The organism is Actinomycetota bacterium (assembly GCA_005888325.1).
In the GTDB taxonomy this organism is placed as follows: domain Bacteria; phylum Actinomycetota; class Acidimicrobiia; order Acidimicrobiales; family AC-14; genus AC-14.
On sequence record VAWU01000010.1, the window covers coordinates 19,079 to 35,258 of the forward strand.

General features: G+C 68.4%; 17 protein-coding genes and 3 pseudogenes. 14 read left to right on the forward strand and 6 right to left on the reverse strand.

The annotated features are described in order from the left end of the window. Window positions 1–5: 5 nt before the first annotated feature. A complete protein-coding gene (locus tag E6G06_01670; protein TML93571.1) occupies window positions 6–533 on the reverse strand; it encodes a hypothetical protein in 528 nt (175 codons plus the stop codon). Between E6G06_01670 and E6G06_01675 the strand changes: the two genes are divergently transcribed. Next, entirely contained in the window at window positions 532–1,260 is a 729-nt protein-coding gene (locus E6G06_01675; GenBank protein ID TML93572.1) for a TetR/AcrR family transcriptional regulator, read from the forward strand. The genes E6G06_01670 and E6G06_01675 overlap by 2 nt on opposite strands. Then, the gene (locus tag E6G06_01680; protein TML93573.1) at window positions 1,257–2,231 is read left to right on the forward strand and encodes a diiron oxygenase; all 975 of its coding nucleotides are present in this window, start codon (window positions 1,257–1,259) and stop codon (window positions 2,229–2,231) included. Before E6G06_01675 ends, E6G06_01680 begins: the two co-directional genes overlap by 4 nt. 121 nt (window positions 2,232–2,352) lie before the next feature. On the opposite strand, the gene E6G06_01685 is transcribed toward E6G06_01680, so the two are convergent. After that, on the reverse strand, window positions 2,353–3,024 hold the full coding sequence (locus E6G06_01685) for a TIGR03086 family protein (GenBank protein TML93574.1): 672 nt from the start codon (window positions 3,022–3,024) through the stop codon (window positions 2,353–2,355). Here E6G06_01685 and E6G06_01690 point away from each other — a divergent pair. The 6 genes and pseudogenes from E6G06_01690 to E6G06_01715 all read left to right on the forward strand — a co-directional run bounded on the left by E6G06_01690 (window position 2,978) and on the right by E6G06_01715 (window position 7,991). After that, window positions 2,978–3,340 carry a winged helix-turn-helix transcriptional regulator gene (locus E6G06_01690; GenBank protein TML93575.1) on the forward strand — a complete coding sequence of 121 codons (363 nt, stop codon included), beginning with the start codon at window positions 2,978–2,980 and terminating at the stop codon, window positions 3,338–3,340. The two genes, E6G06_01685 and E6G06_01690, sit on opposite strands and share 47 nt — an antisense overlap. Then, window positions 3,274–3,492 (forward strand): annotated as a pseudogene (locus E6G06_01695) (SRPBCC domain-containing protein). Before E6G06_01690 ends, E6G06_01695 begins: the two are co-directional and overlap by 67 nt. Further along, window positions 3,402–3,740 (forward strand): hypothetical protein, encoded by a 339-nt coding sequence (locus tag E6G06_01700; GenBank protein ID TML93576.1) that lies wholly within the window; start codon window positions 3,402–3,404, stop codon window positions 3,738–3,740. Before E6G06_01695 ends, E6G06_01700 begins: the two are co-directional and overlap by 91 nt. A 14-nt stretch (window positions 3,741–3,754) precedes the next feature. Further along, on the forward strand, window positions 3,755–4,111 hold the full coding sequence (locus E6G06_01705) for a TfoX/Sxy family protein (GenBank protein ID TML93577.1): 357 nt from the start codon (window positions 3,755–3,757) through the stop codon (window positions 4,109–4,111). Then, on the forward strand, window positions 4,108–4,548 hold the full coding sequence (locus tag E6G06_01710; protein TML93578.1) for an ATPase: 441 nt from the start codon (window positions 4,108–4,110) through the stop codon (window positions 4,546–4,548). Before E6G06_01705 ends, E6G06_01710 begins: the two co-directional genes overlap by 4 nt. Before the next feature lie 428 nt (window positions 4,549–4,976). Continuing rightward, the gene (locus tag E6G06_01715; protein TML93579.1) at window positions 4,977–7,991 is read left to right on the forward strand and encodes a DUF4062 domain-containing protein; all 3,015 of its coding nucleotides are present in this window, start codon (window positions 4,977–4,979) and stop codon (window positions 7,989–7,991) included. Between the two features lie 437 nt (window positions 7,992–8,428). Here the strand turns inward: E6G06_01715 and E6G06_01720 are convergent. The 3 genes and pseudogenes from E6G06_01720 to E6G06_01730 all read right to left on the reverse strand — a co-directional run bounded on the left by E6G06_01720 (window position 8,429) and on the right by E6G06_01730 (window position 10,120). Beyond that, window positions 8,429–8,581: pseudogene (locus E6G06_01720) on the reverse strand (VOC family protein). 13 nt (window positions 8,582–8,594) lie between these two features. After that, on the reverse strand, window positions 8,595–9,875 hold the full coding sequence (locus tag E6G06_01725) for an amidase (GenBank protein TML93580.1): 1,281 nt from the start codon (window positions 9,873–9,875) through the stop codon (window positions 8,595–8,597). Window positions 9,876–9,934: 59 nt separating this feature from the next. Then, on the reverse strand, window positions 9,935–10,120 hold the full coding sequence (locus E6G06_01730; protein ID TML93581.1) for a hypothetical protein: 186 nt from the start codon (window positions 10,118–10,120) through the stop codon (window positions 9,935–9,937). 353 nt (window positions 10,121–10,473) lie between these two features. Here E6G06_01730 and E6G06_01735 point away from each other — a divergent pair, with 353 nt between their 5' ends. Further along, a complete protein-coding gene (locus E6G06_01735; protein ID TML93582.1) occupies window positions 10,474–11,052 on the forward strand; it encodes a hypothetical protein in 579 nt (192 codons plus the stop codon). 302 nt (window positions 11,053–11,354) lie between these two features. Here the strand turns inward: E6G06_01735 and E6G06_01740 are convergent, their stop codons facing one another. Beyond that, window positions 11,355–12,020, reverse strand: coding sequence for a transcriptional regulator (locus E6G06_01740; GenBank protein TML93598.1), 666 nt, complete (start codon window positions 12,018–12,020; stop codon window positions 11,355–11,357). 166 nt (window positions 12,021–12,186) lie between these two features. On the opposite strand from E6G06_01740, the gene E6G06_01745 reads away from it, so the two are divergent. From E6G06_01745 to E6G06_01765, 5 genes and pseudogenes are all read left to right on the forward strand, one after another. Next, on the forward strand, window positions 12,187–12,636 hold the full coding sequence (locus tag E6G06_01745; protein ID TML93583.1) for a hypothetical protein: 450 nt from the start codon (window positions 12,187–12,189) through the stop codon (window positions 12,634–12,636). A 2-nt stretch (window positions 12,637–12,638) separates the two neighbouring features. Then, window positions 12,639–13,544: a patatin-like phospholipase family protein gene (locus E6G06_01750; protein ID TML93584.1), complete on the forward strand. Its 906-nt coding sequence runs from the start codon at window positions 12,639–12,641 to the stop codon at window positions 13,542–13,544. Next, window positions 13,541–14,179, forward strand: a complete 639-nt coding sequence (gene folE / locus E6G06_01755; GenBank protein TML93585.1) for a GTP cyclohydrolase I FolE — start codon at window positions 13,541–13,543, stop codon at window positions 14,177–14,179. The genes E6G06_01750 and folE overlap by 4 nt, the downstream gene beginning before the upstream one ends. A gap of 22 nt (window positions 14,180–14,201) precedes the next feature. Further along, window positions 14,202–14,615: a hypothetical protein gene (locus E6G06_01760; protein TML93586.1), complete on the forward strand. Its 414-nt coding sequence runs from the start codon at window positions 14,202–14,204 to the stop codon at window positions 14,613–14,615. A gap of 16 nt (window positions 14,616–14,631) precedes the next feature. Further along, window positions 14,632–15,873: pseudogene (locus E6G06_01765) on the forward strand (NAD(P)/FAD-dependent oxidoreductase). The last annotated feature ends 307 nt before the right edge of the window (window positions 15,874–16,180 follow it).

Below are 16,180 nucleotides of genomic sequence, written 5' to 3' on the forward strand. Positions count from 1 at the left end.
GGCCCTCACTGGAAGGCCGAGGCGTAGCGCAACCGCAGGGTGACGGTGGTCGCTGCCCCGATCGTGACCCGTTGCGGGTTCGGCGTGATGTGGGCGCGAGGATCGGGTGCGCCCGTCACCTCGTACTCGCCAGGGGCCAGCGGGAACGTCGATGTGCCTCGAGCGTCGGTCGCCCGCTCGGCCACAGTGGTGCCGGCGCGATCGCGAACCGTGATCATCACGCCGTCGAGCTTCTTGGGTCCGCACGATGGATCGGTGGAGGGAGTGGGGCCCGCGGGACCGCACACCGGCGTGTAGACCGCCTCGACGACGAGCCGCTCGCGACCGCGGATCGCGGGCGACTGTGTCGCGAACGAGGTCGGATCTGCGTCGGAGCGAGGCGGGCTCGATGGCCCGCTCGTTCCGGTGTGTGAACCGCGCTTCGCGGTCGACGCAACCGATCTGCGCGCCGGTGTGCGGCTCTCGTTGGCGCACGCGGCGAGCATCGCGCCGGCGACAACGATCGCCACCCACATGAGGGGTCGTCGGGGCATGCCTCAACCCTTGTCGGTGGCAGCGACGGGCGACAGCCTGGTTTTTGTTCCATACAGGCTTGACTGTGTGGAACCACTGGTCGATACTGCGTGGGTGACCGACGTCGTGGATGCGCCCCGGTTGACCAAGGCGGAGCGGGGCGCGGCGACGCGCACCCGGCTGCTGGACGCAACGATCGACTGCCTCGTCGAGCTCGGCTGGGCCGGCACGAGCACGACGGAGGTGGTCCGCCGGGCGGGCGTCTCTCGTGGTGCGCAGGTGCACCACTACCCGAGCAAGGAAGACCTCGTGCTCGCCTCGATCGAGCACCTCCTGGCCCGGCGCGTGGAGGAGTACGGCATCGCGTTCGACGAGCTCCCGACCGATCGACGCACGCCGGCGGAGGCCTTCGAGCTGCTGTGGTCGCAGTGCTTCGGCAGGTCGTTCGACGCTTGGTTGGAGCTCGCGGTGGCGGCCCGGCGGTCGCCTGCATTGCATGAGCGCTTCGTCGAGGTGGAGCGTCGGTTCGCCAGCGCCACGATCGACCGGTTCCAGGCCATGTTCCCCAACGAGTTCGGCGAACGCGAGTTCGCGGCGATCGCGATGCGCCTCGCCTTCAGCGTGCTCGACGGCCTGGCGATCGGCCGGATCGCGGGCGTCCCCGAGCACGAGCTCGAGGCCGTTCGAGGCGCCTTCAACTTCCTCACCAGCTCCTTCCTGTCATCCGCCCAAGGAGAATCTCGATGATCGACGCAGCGACCACCTCCATCGACGACGAGCAACACGACACCCGCTTCGTCGACCTCGTGCGCCGACTGAGCGAGCAGTCGGTCGTGAAGCACTTCGATGCCTACGCCGACGTCGACTGGGACGCGCCTGAGATGGCGATCGACCGCCATGATCCGCGCTTCGAGCTCGAGCCCGACAGTCCACTCGGTGCGACCGAGTGGTATCGATCGCTGCCGCCCGAGACGCGGGCCGAGATCGGGCTGCGGGCGATCGTCGCGAACATGAAGGCCGGCCTGCAGTTCGAGAGCATTCTCAAGCGCGGTTTGCTCGAGTACGCGTTCAAGCTGCCCGACGGCGCGCCGGAGTTCCGCTACGCCTACCACGAGGTCATCGAGGAGGCGCACCACTCGTTGATGTTCCAGGAGTTCGTCAACCGCTCAGGCCTGGAGGTGCACGGGCTGACGTGGGACATGAAGTTCGGGGCCCGACGTGTCATCGCGATGGCGCGACGCTTCCCGGCGCAGTTCTTCGTCTTCGTGCTCGGCGGCGAAGACCCGATCGACCATGTGCAGCGCACGGTGCTCCGCAGTGGCCGCGACATCCACCCGTTGCTCGAGCGCATCATGCGCATCCACGTGACGGAGGAGGCCCGACACCTCTCCTTCGCCCGACAGTACCTGCGCAGCACGGTGCCCAAGCTCCCGCGCTGGCGACGCGCCGTGATGTCGATTCAGGCGCCGATCATCCTGCACACGATGGCCGGCGTGATGATGCGCCCGTCGAAGGACCTCGTCCGCCGGTATGGGATCCCCAAGGCCGTCTTGCGTGAGGCCTACCCGCACGACGGGCCCGCGGCGCAGAGCGTGCGTGACTCGCTGCGCAAGGTGCGGGCGCTGCTTCTCGAGCTCGGCCTCGTCGGTCCGGTCGCGAAGCGCCTCTGGAAGCGCCTGCGGTTGTGGGACGATCCGCCGTTGGGGGCCAGTCTCTAAGTTGGTACGGACGCGCCGCCTTCATTGACGCGACGAATGCGCGGGCCGCAACGCGGAGCTGACGTCGCGGTGAGCGAATGCACTCCCGCACCGTTGAAGCTGTCGGCCCAGAACGAGCACTTCACGCGGTGCGACCCAGGAACGCGACGAGTTGCCGGGTCGTGGAGGCGTCGTCGGGGACGGTCAGCTCGGGCCCGAAGCGGCCGGATCGGATCTCAGGCGACACGATCATGTGGCTCGCCTCCATCGCCGCGACCGCCACTGGCTCGGGGAGCTCGGCGAACTGGCCGGTGGCGGTGGCCAGGTCCCACGTGTGCGTCGCGGTGTCGAGCAGGTTGATGCCGGCCAGTACGCGCCCCGGCATCGGGCCGGGGCCGGCGTCGATGACACGGTCGAGCACCCCTGGGGTGCGCCACGCCGCCAGCGCGGCGGCCGCGGCTTCGTCGAACTGTCCGGCGGGGTCGGCGGCCAGCTCGAACGGCGACGGCGGCCGGCCGGCAGCAGCAGAGCCGAGACCGGCGACGACACCGATCATGTGCTCGAGCAGGTCGCGCACCGTCCACTCGTCGCACGGCGTCCTTTCGCCATGCTGGTCGGCGCGCACCCCGCCGATGACCGTGTGTGCGTGAACGAAGGTCTGCTCGAGCAAGTCGATCACGTCCATGTGCCGCTCCAATCTATGTAAGATACTCCTTACACAGTCGCGAACGTTGGGGAGGAGTGCAAGCGCAATGCCGGAGGAGCTGATGGACGAGTCGCTGCGAGCGGTCGCGGATCCGACGCGGCGCGCCATCCTCCGGCTGGTGCGCGACGGTGAGCTGCCTGCGGGCGAGATCGCGATGCACTTCCCGTCGATCAGCCGGCCCGCCGTCTCTCAGCACCTGCGCGTGCTCACCGATGCCGGGCTCGTGGATGTGCGCCCCCAGGGCAACCGTCGCCTCTACCGCTGGCGGCGTGAAGGGCTGCGCGACGCCGCGGCGTTCGTGGACGAGCTGTGGTCCGACCGTCTAGCGCGGCTCAAGGCGGCCGCGGAACGTGAGGAGTGGCCCGAGCGCGGGCGAGCAGCGCGCGCCCACGAGCGCTCGTCAAAGAAGGAGAGGCGACGGTGACCAACTCCGACAGCACCGTTGTCGAGCAGACCGTTCGCATCAACGCGCGGCCGGAGACGGTGTGGCGCTACTGGACCGACCCCTCGCGGATGTGCGACTGGTGGGGGGCCGCGGCCGAGCTCGACCCGCGGCCCGGCGGCACCTGTGTGGCGAGTACGTCGAGCTCGTCCCCCACGAACGGATCGTCTTCAGCTTCGGCTGGGACCCGACCGAAGGCGCGCCCGCGATCGCACCCTGCTCGACGCTCGTGGAGATCACCCTCACCCCCGAGGGCGATGACACCATCCTCGCCCTGCGTCACACCGGCTTGCCCATCGGCGTTCGCGACGAGCACCACGGCGGTTGGGGTCACTTCTTGGCGATTCTTGCGACCGCGGCCGGCGGCGCAGTCGACGACTGAGAGGACACGACAAAGTGCAGATTCCCAAGCCGACAGATGCGGACCGCAATCGATTTCGCGCGCTTGTGCCCGACGAGCCGGGCGTGGAGACGAAGCCGATGTTCGGCAACCTCGGCGCGTTCGTGAACGGAAACATGTTCATGGGCCTGTTCGGTAGCGACATCGGCGTGAAGCTCGACGAGCCCGACCGAGCCAAGCTCGCCAAACAGCCCGGTGCCGACCCGTTCGGACCGGCCGAACGTCCGATGGGTGGTTACGTCGCGCTCCCCGCCGGCTGGACTGCCCGCAAGGCCAGGCCCTGGATCGCAAAGGCGCACGCCGCGGCCGCGGCGCTGCCAGCCAAGCAACCGAAGAAGACAGCCAAGAAGTGAGCGTCGACGTCCAGACCGAGATCGTCATCGACCGGCCCGTCGACGAGGTCGCCGCGTATGCGGCCGACCCATCGAACGCGCCCGCGTGGTACGCCAACATCGACTCCGTCGACTGGCAAACAGCACCGCCGGCAGCGATCGGATCGCGGGTCACCTTCGTCGCCCGATTTCTCGGTCGTCGCCTCGAGTACACCTACGAGGTCGCCGAGCTCGTACCGGGCGAGCGTCTCGTGATGCGCACCGCGCATGGCCCGTTTCCGATGGAGACCAGCTACGGCTGGACGCCTATCGGTGCGGCGTCGACTCGCATGACGTTGCGCAACCGCGGCGAGCCCTCCGGGTTCTCCAAGGTCGCCGCTCCGTTCATGGCGTCGGCCATGCGGCGCGCCAATCGCCACGATCTCGCCACGATCAAGGCGATCCTCGAGGCCACCTGATCATCCGCGGTGACAGCCTCGGGCGTCGCCTGTTCAGTCGAGGCCGATGCCGGCGGCAATTGTGTTGGCGTCGCCACGGGAAAGGACGTCTTGGGCGACGCTCCAGGTCGACGATCTGATCGGATCTTGGCAGGCATCCTGCCGACCATCGCCGTACGGCCGTCCGGGCTCATGGTCGGCAGCATGAAAGGAAAACGACGATCTGGTTGGGCGGGACGCAGCTCCCCAGTCAGATCGACATGACACAGGTCGGCCGGCTCCTTCATTGCGCTGAACCATGGAGCAGCTCATGCGCCAGACTTGGGCTGACCGTCGGGGTCCGGGTCACCACCGACTGAGCGAGTCGCGTCAAGCCGGCGCGGTTCGGGAGTCTCGTATGATGCAACGGCCACGCGGCTGACTCTATGACCGGGCCGAGGGGGTGATGGATGACTGATCGAGGGGCCCCCGCCATTCGCACGCCCGACCAGCGCGTGCGGGTCTTCGTCAGTTCCACGCTCGAGGAGCTCGCTGACGAGCGTGCCGCCGCTCGCGACGCCATCGAGCAACTGCACCTCGCCCCCGTGCTGTTCGAGCTCGGGGCGCGGCCGCATCCACCGCGCGACGTCTATCGAGCGTACCTCGATCAGAGTCATATCTTCGTCGGCATCTACTGGCAGAAGTACGGCTGGGTGGCGCCCGGCGAAGAGATCTCCGGTCTGGAGGACGAATACCGGCTCTCCGGCGACAGGCCGAAGCTGATCTACGTCAAACGCCCGGCGCCCGATCGTGAAGCGCGGCTGAGCCAGCTGCTGGATCGCGTTCGCGGCGACGACACTGCTTGTTACAAGCGCTTTGGTTCAGCTGAGGAGCTGCGCGAACTGATCGAAGACGACCTGATGGTGCTGCTCAGCGAGCGCTTCGAGACGCCAACAGAACAGGCGCTCGGCACGGTTCCCAGCAACCTCCCGGCCGCTCTCGACCGTTTCGTCGGGCGCACGCACGAACTCCAAGAGGTCACTGACCGGCTCGGCCGCATGCGCTTGCTCACGCTGCTGGGCACCGGCGGCACCGGCAAGACCCGGTTGGCGCTGCAAGTGGCCACTGACCTGCGTGACGACTTCGAGGACCGGATCTACTTCGTCGACCTCGCAGCAAGCCGCGACGTCGAATCCGTCCTGTCGGTCACCGCCCGAGCCATCGGCTTGCGGGAAGTGAGTAATAGGCCGCTCCTCGACGATCTCAAGGCGCAGATAGGGACGCGGAAGATGCTGCTGCTCCTCGACAACTTCGAGCAGGTGACCACGGCGGCGCCCGCGATGGCAGAGCTGCTTCGGGAGTGCCCGGAGCTGAAGCAGCTTGTGACCAGCCGAGAACCGCTGCACGTGAGCGGCGAACACGTCTTCCCAGTTCCGCCTCTCGCGCTGCCCCAAGCCGACCTCAGAGATGTCTCTGTCGAGCAGCTGGCACAATCCGAGGCGATCCAACTGTTTGTCGAGCGGGCACAGGCGGTCAAGCCAGATTTTCGACTCACAGAGGAGAATGCACGCGCGGTCGCCCAGCTCTGCGTGCGTTTGGACGGTCTGCCGCTCGCGATCGAGCTCGCCACTGCCCGGCTGAGATTGTTCTCACCGCAAGCGCTCGTCGAGCGACTCGGGAATCGGTTGAAGTTGCTGCGAGGTGGAGCGCGCGACGCACCCGTCCGGCAGCAGACGTTGCGGGACACGATCGACTGGAGCTACGAGATGCTCGACCCGGGCGAGCAGCGTCTGTTCGCGCTGCTTTCTGTGTTCCCCGGCGCAGGGTTCGAGGCGGTGGAGGACGTGGCGAGCCGGATCAAGGGCTTGGAGGAGATCGACGTTCTCGACGGGCTGAGCTCTCTCGTGGACAAGAGCCTCATTCGGCGTGTGGATCACGGCGACGCCGAGTCTCGCTTGTTGATGCTGGAAACGATCCGGGAATTCGCGACCGCACGACTGGACGAGGACCCCGAAGTGAGTTCAGCTGCGCGCCGCGCACACGCCGCATACTTCGCCGACTGGACGCAGCGTCAATGGGAGCAGCTGACGGGCGACGGACGTGAAGCAGCGTCGGAGCGGATGGCCACCGATATCGAGAACATCCGCACCGCTTGGCGCTACTGGTTTGCCGAGAGGAACTTCGAGCAGCTCGGCAAGTTCACCGACAGTCTGTGGCTGCTCTACGACGCGCGGGGTTGGTATCACGCAACAGTGTCTCTGACCACCGACCTGCTGGACCTTCTCTCTTCGACCCCGTCCACGCCCGAGCGCGTCCTCGAGCAGATCACCCTCCAGACGAGCCTGGCCCGCGTGCTGCTGGCTCTCAAGGGCTACACGCAGGAGGTCGAGGAGGCGTACACGCGCGCCCTGGACCTCTGCGAAGGGGAGGGAGAGATACCGCAGCTGCTCCCGGTCTTACGCGGCCTCTCCAGCCTCTACATCTATCGGGCGGAGTTCGAGAAGGGTGCTCGGGCGGGAGAACAAATCCTGCGACTGGCCGAGCGCTACGACGACGCGAGCGCGCGCGTCGAAGGGCACTTGGTGCTGGGTGCGAATCTGGCCTTCCTCAACCGTCTCCAGCCGGGCATGGAGCACTTGGAGAAAGGGATCGCAGCGTACGATCCCGAGCGGCACGACCCGCGGCGCTTCCAGCTCGGTAACAACCCGGGGGTGGTGTGTTTCACCACCTCTGCGCTGGTGTTGTGGATGCTCGGCTTCCCGGACCGCGCCCGCGATCGCGCCAACGACGCGATTGGCCTTGCCAGGCGGCTGAACCACCCTTCGAGCATGGCGTACGCGCAGTTTCATACTGGCTTGATCCACCTTTGGAGACGGGAGGACGAACTCGCCCACGGGTGTGCGCAGGCCGTGTTGGACATCGCCGAGCGACACGAGTTTCAGATCTGGAGGGCGGTCGGCTCCTGCCTGAGTGGCGCCGCGCTGGCTGGCATGGGGTCGCCCGACGCGGGTCTGGCGCTGATCGAACGGGCCATGAACACGTATCAGCGGTTGAAGACCCCGCCCGTGTTTTGGCCCCTGCTTCTCTATCTCCAAGCCGGCGCATGTGGTTTGGCGGGACGGCCTGGAGATGGCTTGACCGTGCTCGACGAAGCGGTGGAGATCGCCACGCAGAGCGCAGGGCACACGCTGTGGTCAGAGTTCTTCCAGCTCAAGGCTGATCTGCTCCTCGCGCTGTCTCCCGACAATGCAGCCGAAGCCGAGTCCTGGCTCCAACGGGCCGTGGACACCGCGGCCGAAGTGCAAGCGCCGATGCTGCAGTTGCGAGCCGCGCTGAGGTTGGGCCGGCTGTGGCGCAGGCAAGGCAAGACGGAACCAGCTCGAGAGTTGCTGAGCGACGCCTACGAGAGATTCACCGAAGGTTTTTCAACTGCCGATCTGAGAGAAGCCAAAGCGCTGCTGGACGATCTCGCAGTCGTGCAGTGAAGCGCATGGGCCGTAGCGCATAGCTGCCAGTCGCTCGGCCCGCCTCATTGGGTGCGGACCCACGCGGTCATCGCAACAGCCTCGGGCGAACGCCTCGCATGGTTTGAGCCAACCGAGCGTCTGTCGAGGGCGTCCGTTCAGCGAGCGGGCGATCCGGTCGAGCTCTGCTCGGTCAGCGCCGACATGTCCCTGGTGCGGGGGGAGTACTCCAATGCATCGCGTCGCCCCCCGACCATGCACGCGACGATCGTCATCGACCCTTGGACGCGGCCAGCCCAGCGGTCGGGAGCGGGCTGGTACACGCTTCGTTAGGACACGGGCGGTTTGTGGTCGGCCCATGGGCGGGCGTGTTCGAGTTGGGCTGCCAACGAGAGGAGTGTTGTCTCGCCGTTGAGGGGCGCGGCGATCTGGACTGCGGTCGGTAGGCCGTCTTGGTCGAAGCCGACATGGTCGAGCCCGGGTCGGAGCTCGCTGAAGGCGTCGCTGCTCTCGGGTTGAGAGTGTTGGTGGATCCCGAACAGCGTGGGGCCACCGAGTAGCCAGACGACGTGGTGGAACGGGCCGGTGTCCTCGTCGAGCACGGGCTTGGCGTCGAAGAGACGCTCATACCATCGGGTGCTGCGTCCGAGGTCGCTGGAGCAGCGGGCTGCCGTGCAGCCGCCGCCCAATGGCGGCCATGCGACGAGACCGAGATTCGAGCCGTTCTGGGCGATCGAGGGTAGCCGCGTCGTCAGCCACGCCGGCGAGGTAGAGGGGCATGATGTCGGGCAGCAGCAGCCCCCAGTTGGGGTCGCGCTCGGTGATCTCATGGCCGAGAGAACCCAGCAGCTCAGCGGTGTCCTCGACCGCGCGGCGCGCCACCGGGCCGGCCTTGACGCCTGGCAGCGTTCCTTTGAGCGACACCGCCACTCGCAGGCGACGGGGCGGGCGGCGGGCGGCGTCGGCGAAGCTGATCTCCGGCTCGGCAGGTACGTGGGCGTCGCCGGGCGCGGCTCCCCGCAGCGCGTCGTCAAACAGCGCAGCGTCGAGCACGCTGCGTGCCAGGCCACCGAACACCGTCAGGCCGTGCCAGTGCTCGGGGTCGGGCAGCGTCGAGATGCGACCGCGCGTCGGCTTGAGCCCGAACAGCCCACACAGCGCCGCTGGCACCCGGATCGACGCCCCGCCGTCGGAACCCAACCCGACGGGCGCGAGGCCCGAGGCCACGGCGGCGGCGGTCCCGCCACTGGAGCCACCGGCGGACCGGCCGATGTCCCACGGATTGCGCGTGGCTCCGCCGGTCTGGGACTCGGTCATGTGGCCCCACATCGCCAACTCGGGCATCGTGGTCTTGGCCAGGATCGGCGCGCCCGCTGCCCGCAGACGCCGCACGACCTCGGCGTCGCTGCGGGCCGGCGTCTCGTTCGCGCCGGTGCCGTGCCCGGTGACCTCGCCGGCGATGGCGACGTTGTCTTTCACCACGACGGGCACGCCCAGCAGCGGGCCCGACTCACCCGCCCGCAGCCGCGCCAGCGCAGCGTCGGCCTCGGCCCGCGCAGCCTCGGCCCGCACCGTCACGAAGGCGTGGAGCTTGGGATCGAGACGCTCGATGCGAGCCAAATAGAGCTCCACCAGCTCCCGCGGCGTGATCTCGCGCTCCTGCAGCAGCTCGGACAGGCGCGCCACGCCCGCAAAGGCGAGATCCTCGCCCGCCACGGTCGACCCCTCGGGGGGAGGTTCGGATGAGCCGGGCACGGCACCGACCGTAGCCCTGCGCGACCCGTCGGACGGTACGTGACGCGCGCGAACGGTGACGCCCGTGAGACGGTCGCTCGATGCCCCACAACGTCTCCACGGGATGTCCTCCGTCACGGACGATCGACGGCTCCGCGTGCGACGCGCAATTCAGCGCGGCGAGCGTCCCAGAACGCGACGCGTCACGCGCACCGATCTGCCGCGCCGCGCTACCTCCACCTCCCGTCCGACGCAACCGACTGAGCTCGCCGTTCGCGCCTCGACAGCCCGCCCCGCTCGTGGTGTTCGAGCGCGAAGGCCAGGCATTCATCGCGCATGAGGCAGCGGCCGCACACTGCCCGGGCGGGCTCGCTCGGGAAAGAAGTCGACCTCCGGGTGCTCGCGACAACTGCCATCGCGCATCCGGGCCGGACGCTCGCCGAGGACCCAGAGCACGGTCGCGGATGACTCGGTCCGACCGAGCGGAGTAGCGCCGATACTGCCGCTGACGTCGAGAGCCACCGTTGGCCGATGGTCACCCACGGCGGGACGGAGAAGCGACGACCCTCCAATAGGAGCGCCGGGGACGCGCACCGGGCGAGATGGTTGGGATCGTCGCCCGGTGCCGGCGACCGGGTGCTGCCTGAGGGTGGTCGCCGTGGTGTCGAGGAGCGGCGGAACCCCCCGACGAATCGAGTGTGCGCCTGCTGGAGCGTGGTTACAAGCGGCGAACGGCCGTCGCGGGAAAGCAGGGAACCGTTGCACCAGAATGATCTCGGGGAAACTCTTCGAAGCCTCAGCGGGATCGGGGTTCGTCACCCTGTGGGCGGCCACTCTCGGGCTTGGCGCGCGGTGGGTCAGATCCGACGAGAATGGGCCCGTACGCGAGGCGCACGAGCTCATTGCACTGGCACTGGCCCTCGAGGATGAGGGCCGCCCCGATGAAGACGTCGTGGCCGCGCTCGTCGCTGCGGCGGAGGGCCACATACTGCGACTGCAAAGCGCTTACGCGTCCACGCTGTACCTGACTCACGAGTTGCCATTCGACCAGAGGGCCCACGATTTATCGGCGATGTTCTTGACAGCGCTTAAGTACGTGGCCGCCCACGAGCCCGTTGATGGCAGGGGTGGTTCGGCGGACACTGAGTGGCTGAGACGCGGCCGCGATCGAGAACAACGCGGGGTGCTCGCCGACCGGCTCGCGATTGCAACCGGTGACCGCGAAGCAGTTCTTCGCAACGCTCGCCAGCTTCAAGCCGATCTCGATCGCTTGCGAAGAGAGAGGAAGTGGCAGGCGCTCGAGGCGCGCGACGTGCCTGGGACCTGCGAAACGGGGCCTGAGCAGTAGCCGATTGCCGCCGATGCCTCACGTCGTGACTGCTGGGGCGCGACACGCGGAAATTAGCCGCGGTGGAGCAACGCACTCGCCGTCGCGCTGCTGCCGGCACCTCCCCACCGCAAGTGGGTCACGTCGTCGTTCAGGTCGATCCGAAGGACGCCGATCCAGGTTGACCGTCGCCAGACCCGCTGCCTTGTTCAGCGCACTTTCAGCCGACCACGAGGCAACCCGCAGATCACCGCAGCATCGCGAGACCTGCCGGCAGGTAGGCCTCTCTGATCCGCACTTCGTCGAGGCCGTCCTTTGAGCGTTCACGCTTTGGCGAGCCGGACGCAGCACTGACCCGGACAGGGTTCGAGGCGCGCCTTGAAATCCGAACGCTCGAGACCGTCGACGAAACCGGTCATGAGCTCGAGGTTCATGCCGCAGACAAGGTCGGTGTAGTCCTGCGCGAGCGCGTGGAACGGGCAGTTGGCCAGGGTGACGCCGGTGGCGTCGGTGCGCGGTTCGTAGCCGCAGTCGCGCAACACGTTCGTCGTGGCGTCGAGGACCGTGGCACGGCTCGCACGCGCGCCGGCCTGCTCGCGAGCTCGGTGACCGAGGGACTCGCCTACGTCTCGGGCGGCGTCGCGTAGTGCGTCGCCGACCGGGGTGTGGTCGCGCTCGGCGGCGGTGACGGCGCGAGCGAGCAGTCGCCCGGCGAGCTCGTAGTCGCGTTGGGGGAGGCTGACCGCGAGCTGGCGCGCCGAGCGGCGGTAGAGCTTGGCCGGCCGTCCCGCGCCGGGCCCGCCTCGTCCGGGAGGCCGGGCGTAGTCGACGTCGAGCAGGCCGTCCTCGACGAGCTTGTCGAGGTGGAACTTGGCCACATGACGGGCCACGCCACCGCCTTCAGCCGCCTGGTCACGATTGACCGGGGCTGATTGGGCGACCACGTACCGGTACAGCGCTCGGCGGATCGGCTCGGCCAACGCGGCGATGCCGGTGACCTGCGCGTCGAAGTCGGGACCGGATGTCGTCGGGGTGGTTGTCGGCTCTTCCGTGCTCAACCGAGTGTCCCTTCTAAGAGAGAAAGTAGTTGACGAAATGTCCTGGTGCTCTCTAAAGTAAAGAATACTATCCGTTAGAGATGGAGGCAATCCCGAAATGACCAGCACACTCGCCACCCGACCTTCCCCCACTCGGAGCTCGACCCGCGTGGTGCGCAACGATCCGGCCCTCCAGGCGTTCTGGCTGCTGCGCGTCGGCTTCACCGTGGCGCCGATCCTGTTCGGGCTCGACAAGTTCTTCCACGTCCTCGTCAACTGGGACCGCTATTTCGCCCCCTTCATCGTGCGCCAGACCCCGTGGACTGCCCATGAGTTGATGTACGCCGTCGGGGTCATCGAGATCGTCGCCGGTCTCGTCGTCGCCCTGCGACCCCGCTTCGGTGGCTACCTGGTGGCCGCCTGGCTGGCCGGGATCATCGTGAACCTGGTGATCGTCCCCGGCTTCTACGACGTCGCCCTGCGCGACTTCGGACTGCTCATCGCTGCCATCGCCCTCGCTCGACTGGCCACCGCGTTCGGTTCGCCGGCCCGCGCCGTGATGAGCTGAGCATGACCGTCGCCTTCGTCCTGTCCGGCGGGGGCAGCCTCGGCGCCGTCCAGGTCGGGATGCTCCAAGCGCTCGCCGAGCGCGACGTGCGCCCCGATCTGTTGATCGGGACCTCGGCCGGTGCCATCAACGCGGCCTACGTGGCGGGCCACGGCACCGGCCGCGAGACCCTCGAAACCCTCGCCGACACCTGGCGGGGACTGCGCCGCCAGGACGTGTTCCCCTTCGACCCGCTCCGGCATGTGCTCGCGCTGGCCGGATCCCGCGACTCGTTGTGCTCCAACCGCGGCCTTCGCCGTCTGATCGACGCGTACCTGCCCTACCGCAACCTCGAAGAGGCCGCCATCCCTGTGCACATCGTGACCACGAACCTGCTCAGCGGCGAGGAAGTTCTGCTGTCGACTGGCGACGCGGCCAGCGCGGTACTGGCCAGCGCCACCATTCCGGGCGTACTGCCCGCGGTGGAACGCGAGGGCCTCACCCTCGTGGACGGCGGCGTCGCGGACAACGCTGCCCTCTCCCAGGCCGTCGCCCTCGGTGCGGACGAGATCTACGTCCTGCCCGCCGGGTTCGCCTGTGCCCTGCAACGACCACCGACGAGCGCGCTGGCCGCGGCCGTGCAGGCCCTCACCCTGCTGATCGAGCAGCGGCTCGTGATGGACGTCGCGCAGTTCGCCGGCAACGCGCAGATCAAGGTGCTGCCCCCGCTGTGCCCCCTGGCCGTGTCGTCCGCCGACTTCAGCCATGCCGCCGAACTCATCCAACGCGCCCACGACGCCACCGGCCGCTGGATCGACTCCGGCGGCCCGTCGCTGCCGGCCCCGCAGCGGTTCTTGTCATTGCACCACCACCGACCCGACACCACCGCCGGGATCGACGAACACGACTGTGCCGAGCTGGTGGCATGAGCACCAACGTTGCTGCTCACGCCCAGCCTACCGACACGGTGCGGCCGCGCGGTCGTCTCCGCGTCGTCGGCGGCGAACAGATGATCGACCTGGTCGCCGCCGAACAGGCGGTCCGTGAGCTGCTCGTCGCTCTCGGCCGCGATCCCGACGCCGAGCACGTGTACGACACCCCTCGCCGCGTCGCGGGCGCCTTCGCCGAACTGTTGACCCCCGAACCGTTCGACCTCACCACCTTCGCCAACGACGAGGGCTACGACGAACTGATCCTGGCCCGCGACATCCCCTTCCAGTCCCTGTGCCAGCACCATCTGCTGCCCTTCCACGGCGTTGCCCACGTCGGCTACATCCCCGACGCGCGCATCCTCGGCTTGTCCAAGCTCGCTCGTGTCGTCGAGCTGTTCGCCCGCGACCTCCAAATCCAAGAGCGGCTCACCACCGAGGTTGCCGGCTGGCTGCAGGACCACCTCGAACCCAAAGGCGTCGGCGTCGTGCTCGAAGCCGACCACCTGTGCATGTCTTTGCGAGGCGTGCGCGCGACCGGCGCCCGCACCGTCACCTCTGCCGTGCACGGCCTGCTCCGCCACGACCCCCGCTCCCGCCAAGAGTTCTTCGTCCTCACCGGCACCCGCCGGTGAGTGACCCAGAGAGGTGACCGCCATGCCCGCCACCGACACCCAGCCCCTCGCCACGAGCGTGCTCGCCGAGTTCACGCACACGCTGCGCACGATGGCTCCGGACGGCGTTCGCCGCTGCGCGACGCGGCTGCAGACAACCGGAGGCGATCTCGACGGGTGGCAGACGATCATCACCGTGGACCGCCGCCTACGCGACGGCCACCTCTCTCGTCGCGCCGCGACAGCCGCCCGCGCCGCCCGCGACGTCGCCACCGTCACCGATGTCGCCGACGGGATCGACGCCGAGGTCATCGCGGTCGCGCGCGCCGCGAGCGACGCCGCCCGCGCCCTCGTTCCCTGCTGTCTCCTCACCGATGCCAACTCGTTCGCCGTCGGCTGCGAACCGGTCGCCCCTTCGGACCCCAACCGCGCCACCGGCCCTTCGGCCGCCGCCTGACCGCACAGGAGAGACCATGCCCACACCGCAAACCTTCGTCATCGTCGGCGCCAGCCTGGCCGGCGCCAAAGCCGCCGAAACGCTGCGCACCGAAGGCTTCGACGGGCGCGTCGTGCTCATCGGCGAGGAACCCGAACGCCCCTACCAACGTCCGCCGCTGTCCAAGGACTAGCTGCGCGGCGACGCCGACCGCGCCAAGGTCTATGTCCACAACGAAGGCTTCTACGCCGACCAGCACATCGAGCTGCGCAGCAACACCACCGTCGTCTCGCTCGACCCCGACCGGCGCACGGTGCTGCTCGATGACGGCGAAACGTTCCGCTACGACCGGCTGTTGCTCACGACCGGCGCCGCGCCCCGCCGACTCCACGTGCCGGGCGGCGACCTCGACGGCGTGCACTACCTGCGCAGCCTCGCCGACGCCGACCACCTCGCCGCCGCGCTGAACGACGCGAACCACGTCGTCGTGATCGGTGCCGGCTGGATCGGCTCCGAGGTCGCTGCCTCCGCCCGCCAGCTCGGCCGCGACGTCGCCATGATCGACCCCGGCTCCGTTCCCCTCCAGCGGGTGCTCGGCACCGAAGTCGGCGGCGTCTACCGGAACCTGCACGCCGATTACGGCGTCCACCTTCACCTCGGCACCGGCGTCGCGTCGTTGCACGGCGGCGACCACGTCGAAGAGGTCCGCCTCACCGACGGGTCCCGTCGCCCTGCCGACCTCGCCATCGTCGGCATCGGGGCGGCGCCCCGCGTCGAGCTCGCGGTCGCGGCCGGTCTCGCGGTCGACGACGGCGTGATCGTCGACGCCCACCTGCGCACCAGCGCCCCCGACGTCTTCGCCGCGGGTGACGCGGCCGCCGCCTTTCATCCCGGTCTCGACGCCCACATCCGCGTCGAGCACTGGGCCAACGCCCTTCACCAAGGGGCCGCGGCAGCGAAGAACATGCTCGGCCTCCCCGCCCCCTATGACCGGGTGCCGTACTTCTTCTCCGACCAGTACGACCTCGGCATGGAGTACTCCGGCTACGCCGCGACCTGGGACCGCGTCATGTTCCGAGGCGACCCGGCCGACGGCAAGTCCATCGCTTTCTGGCTCGCCGATGGTGTCGTCGTTGCCGGCATGAACGCCAACGTCTGGGATGTCACCGACCCGATCCAACACCTCATCCGCGACCGAGTCGCCGTGAACCTCGACGCTCTCGCCGATCCCGACACACCGCTCGACTCCGTCGGCGCCGATGCGCGCGTCTCGTCGTAGTCGTCCCCTCGGAGGCCGAGCAGCTCGTTGCGGCGCATCCCGTCGTAGCGACGCCCGACTGGTGGGTGGGTTTCGTCACCCGGGTGGCGGGCTCCGTCGCCGCCGGATAGACGATTCGCATGGGGTCTCATCGCCAGCCGACCACGAGAACCGTCACCACGACCGTCGTGCAGTCGAGCTTCGGCGTCAAGCCCTACTCGGCGATGCTCGGTGCGCTCAGAGTCCGCGACGCGGTCGAGGTCCGCGCCGAGGTGCGTCTGCCGTAGCGGTTGCTCTACGCGTCGCCATTCGGGAGAACGAGGACGCC

What these genes read in the sequence shown, in the direction of transcription:
- E6G06_01675 (TML93572.1), top strand. Translation starts at nt 532, where the DNA reads ATGCCTCAACCCTTGTCGGTGGCAGCGACGGGCGACAGCCTGGTTTTT.
- E6G06_01670 (TML93571.1), bottom strand. Translation starts at nt 533, where the DNA reads ATGCCCCGACGACCCCTCATGTGGGTGGCGATCGTTGTCGCCGGCGCG.
- E6G06_01680 (TML93573.1), top strand. Translation starts at nt 1,257, where the DNA reads ATGATCGACGCAGCGACCACCTCCATCGACGACGAGCAACACGACACC.
- E6G06_01690 (TML93575.1), top strand. Translation starts at nt 2,978, where the DNA reads ATGGACGAGTCGCTGCGAGCGGTCGCGGATCCGACGCGGCGCGCCATC.
- E6G06_01685 (TML93574.1), bottom strand. Translation starts at nt 3,024, where the DNA reads ATGGCGCGCCGCGTCGGATCCGCGACCGCTCGCAGCGACTCGTCCATC.
- E6G06_01715 (TML93579.1), top strand. Translation starts at nt 4,977, where the DNA reads ATGACTGATCGAGGGGCCCCCGCCATTCGCACGCCCGACCAGCGCGTG.
- E6G06_01730 (TML93581.1), bottom strand. Translation starts at nt 10,120, where the DNA reads ATGGCAGTTGTCGCGAGCACCCGGAGGTCGACTTCTTTCCCGAGCGAG.
- E6G06_01735 (TML93582.1), top strand. Translation starts at nt 10,474, where the DNA reads ATGATCTCGGGGAAACTCTTCGAAGCCTCAGCGGGATCGGGGTTCGTC.
- E6G06_01745 (TML93583.1), top strand. Translation starts at nt 12,187, where the DNA reads ATGACCAGCACACTCGCCACCCGACCTTCCCCCACTCGGAGCTCGACC.
- E6G06_01750 (TML93584.1), top strand. Translation starts at nt 12,639, where the DNA reads ATGACCGTCGCCTTCGTCCTGTCCGGCGGGGGCAGCCTCGGCGCCGTC.
- folE (TML93585.1), top strand. Translation starts at nt 13,541, where the DNA reads ATGAGCACCAACGTTGCTGCTCACGCCCAGCCTACCGACACGGTGCGG.
- E6G06_01760 (TML93586.1), top strand. Translation starts at nt 14,202, where the DNA reads ATGCCCGCCACCGACACCCAGCCCCTCGCCACGAGCGTGCTCGCCGAG.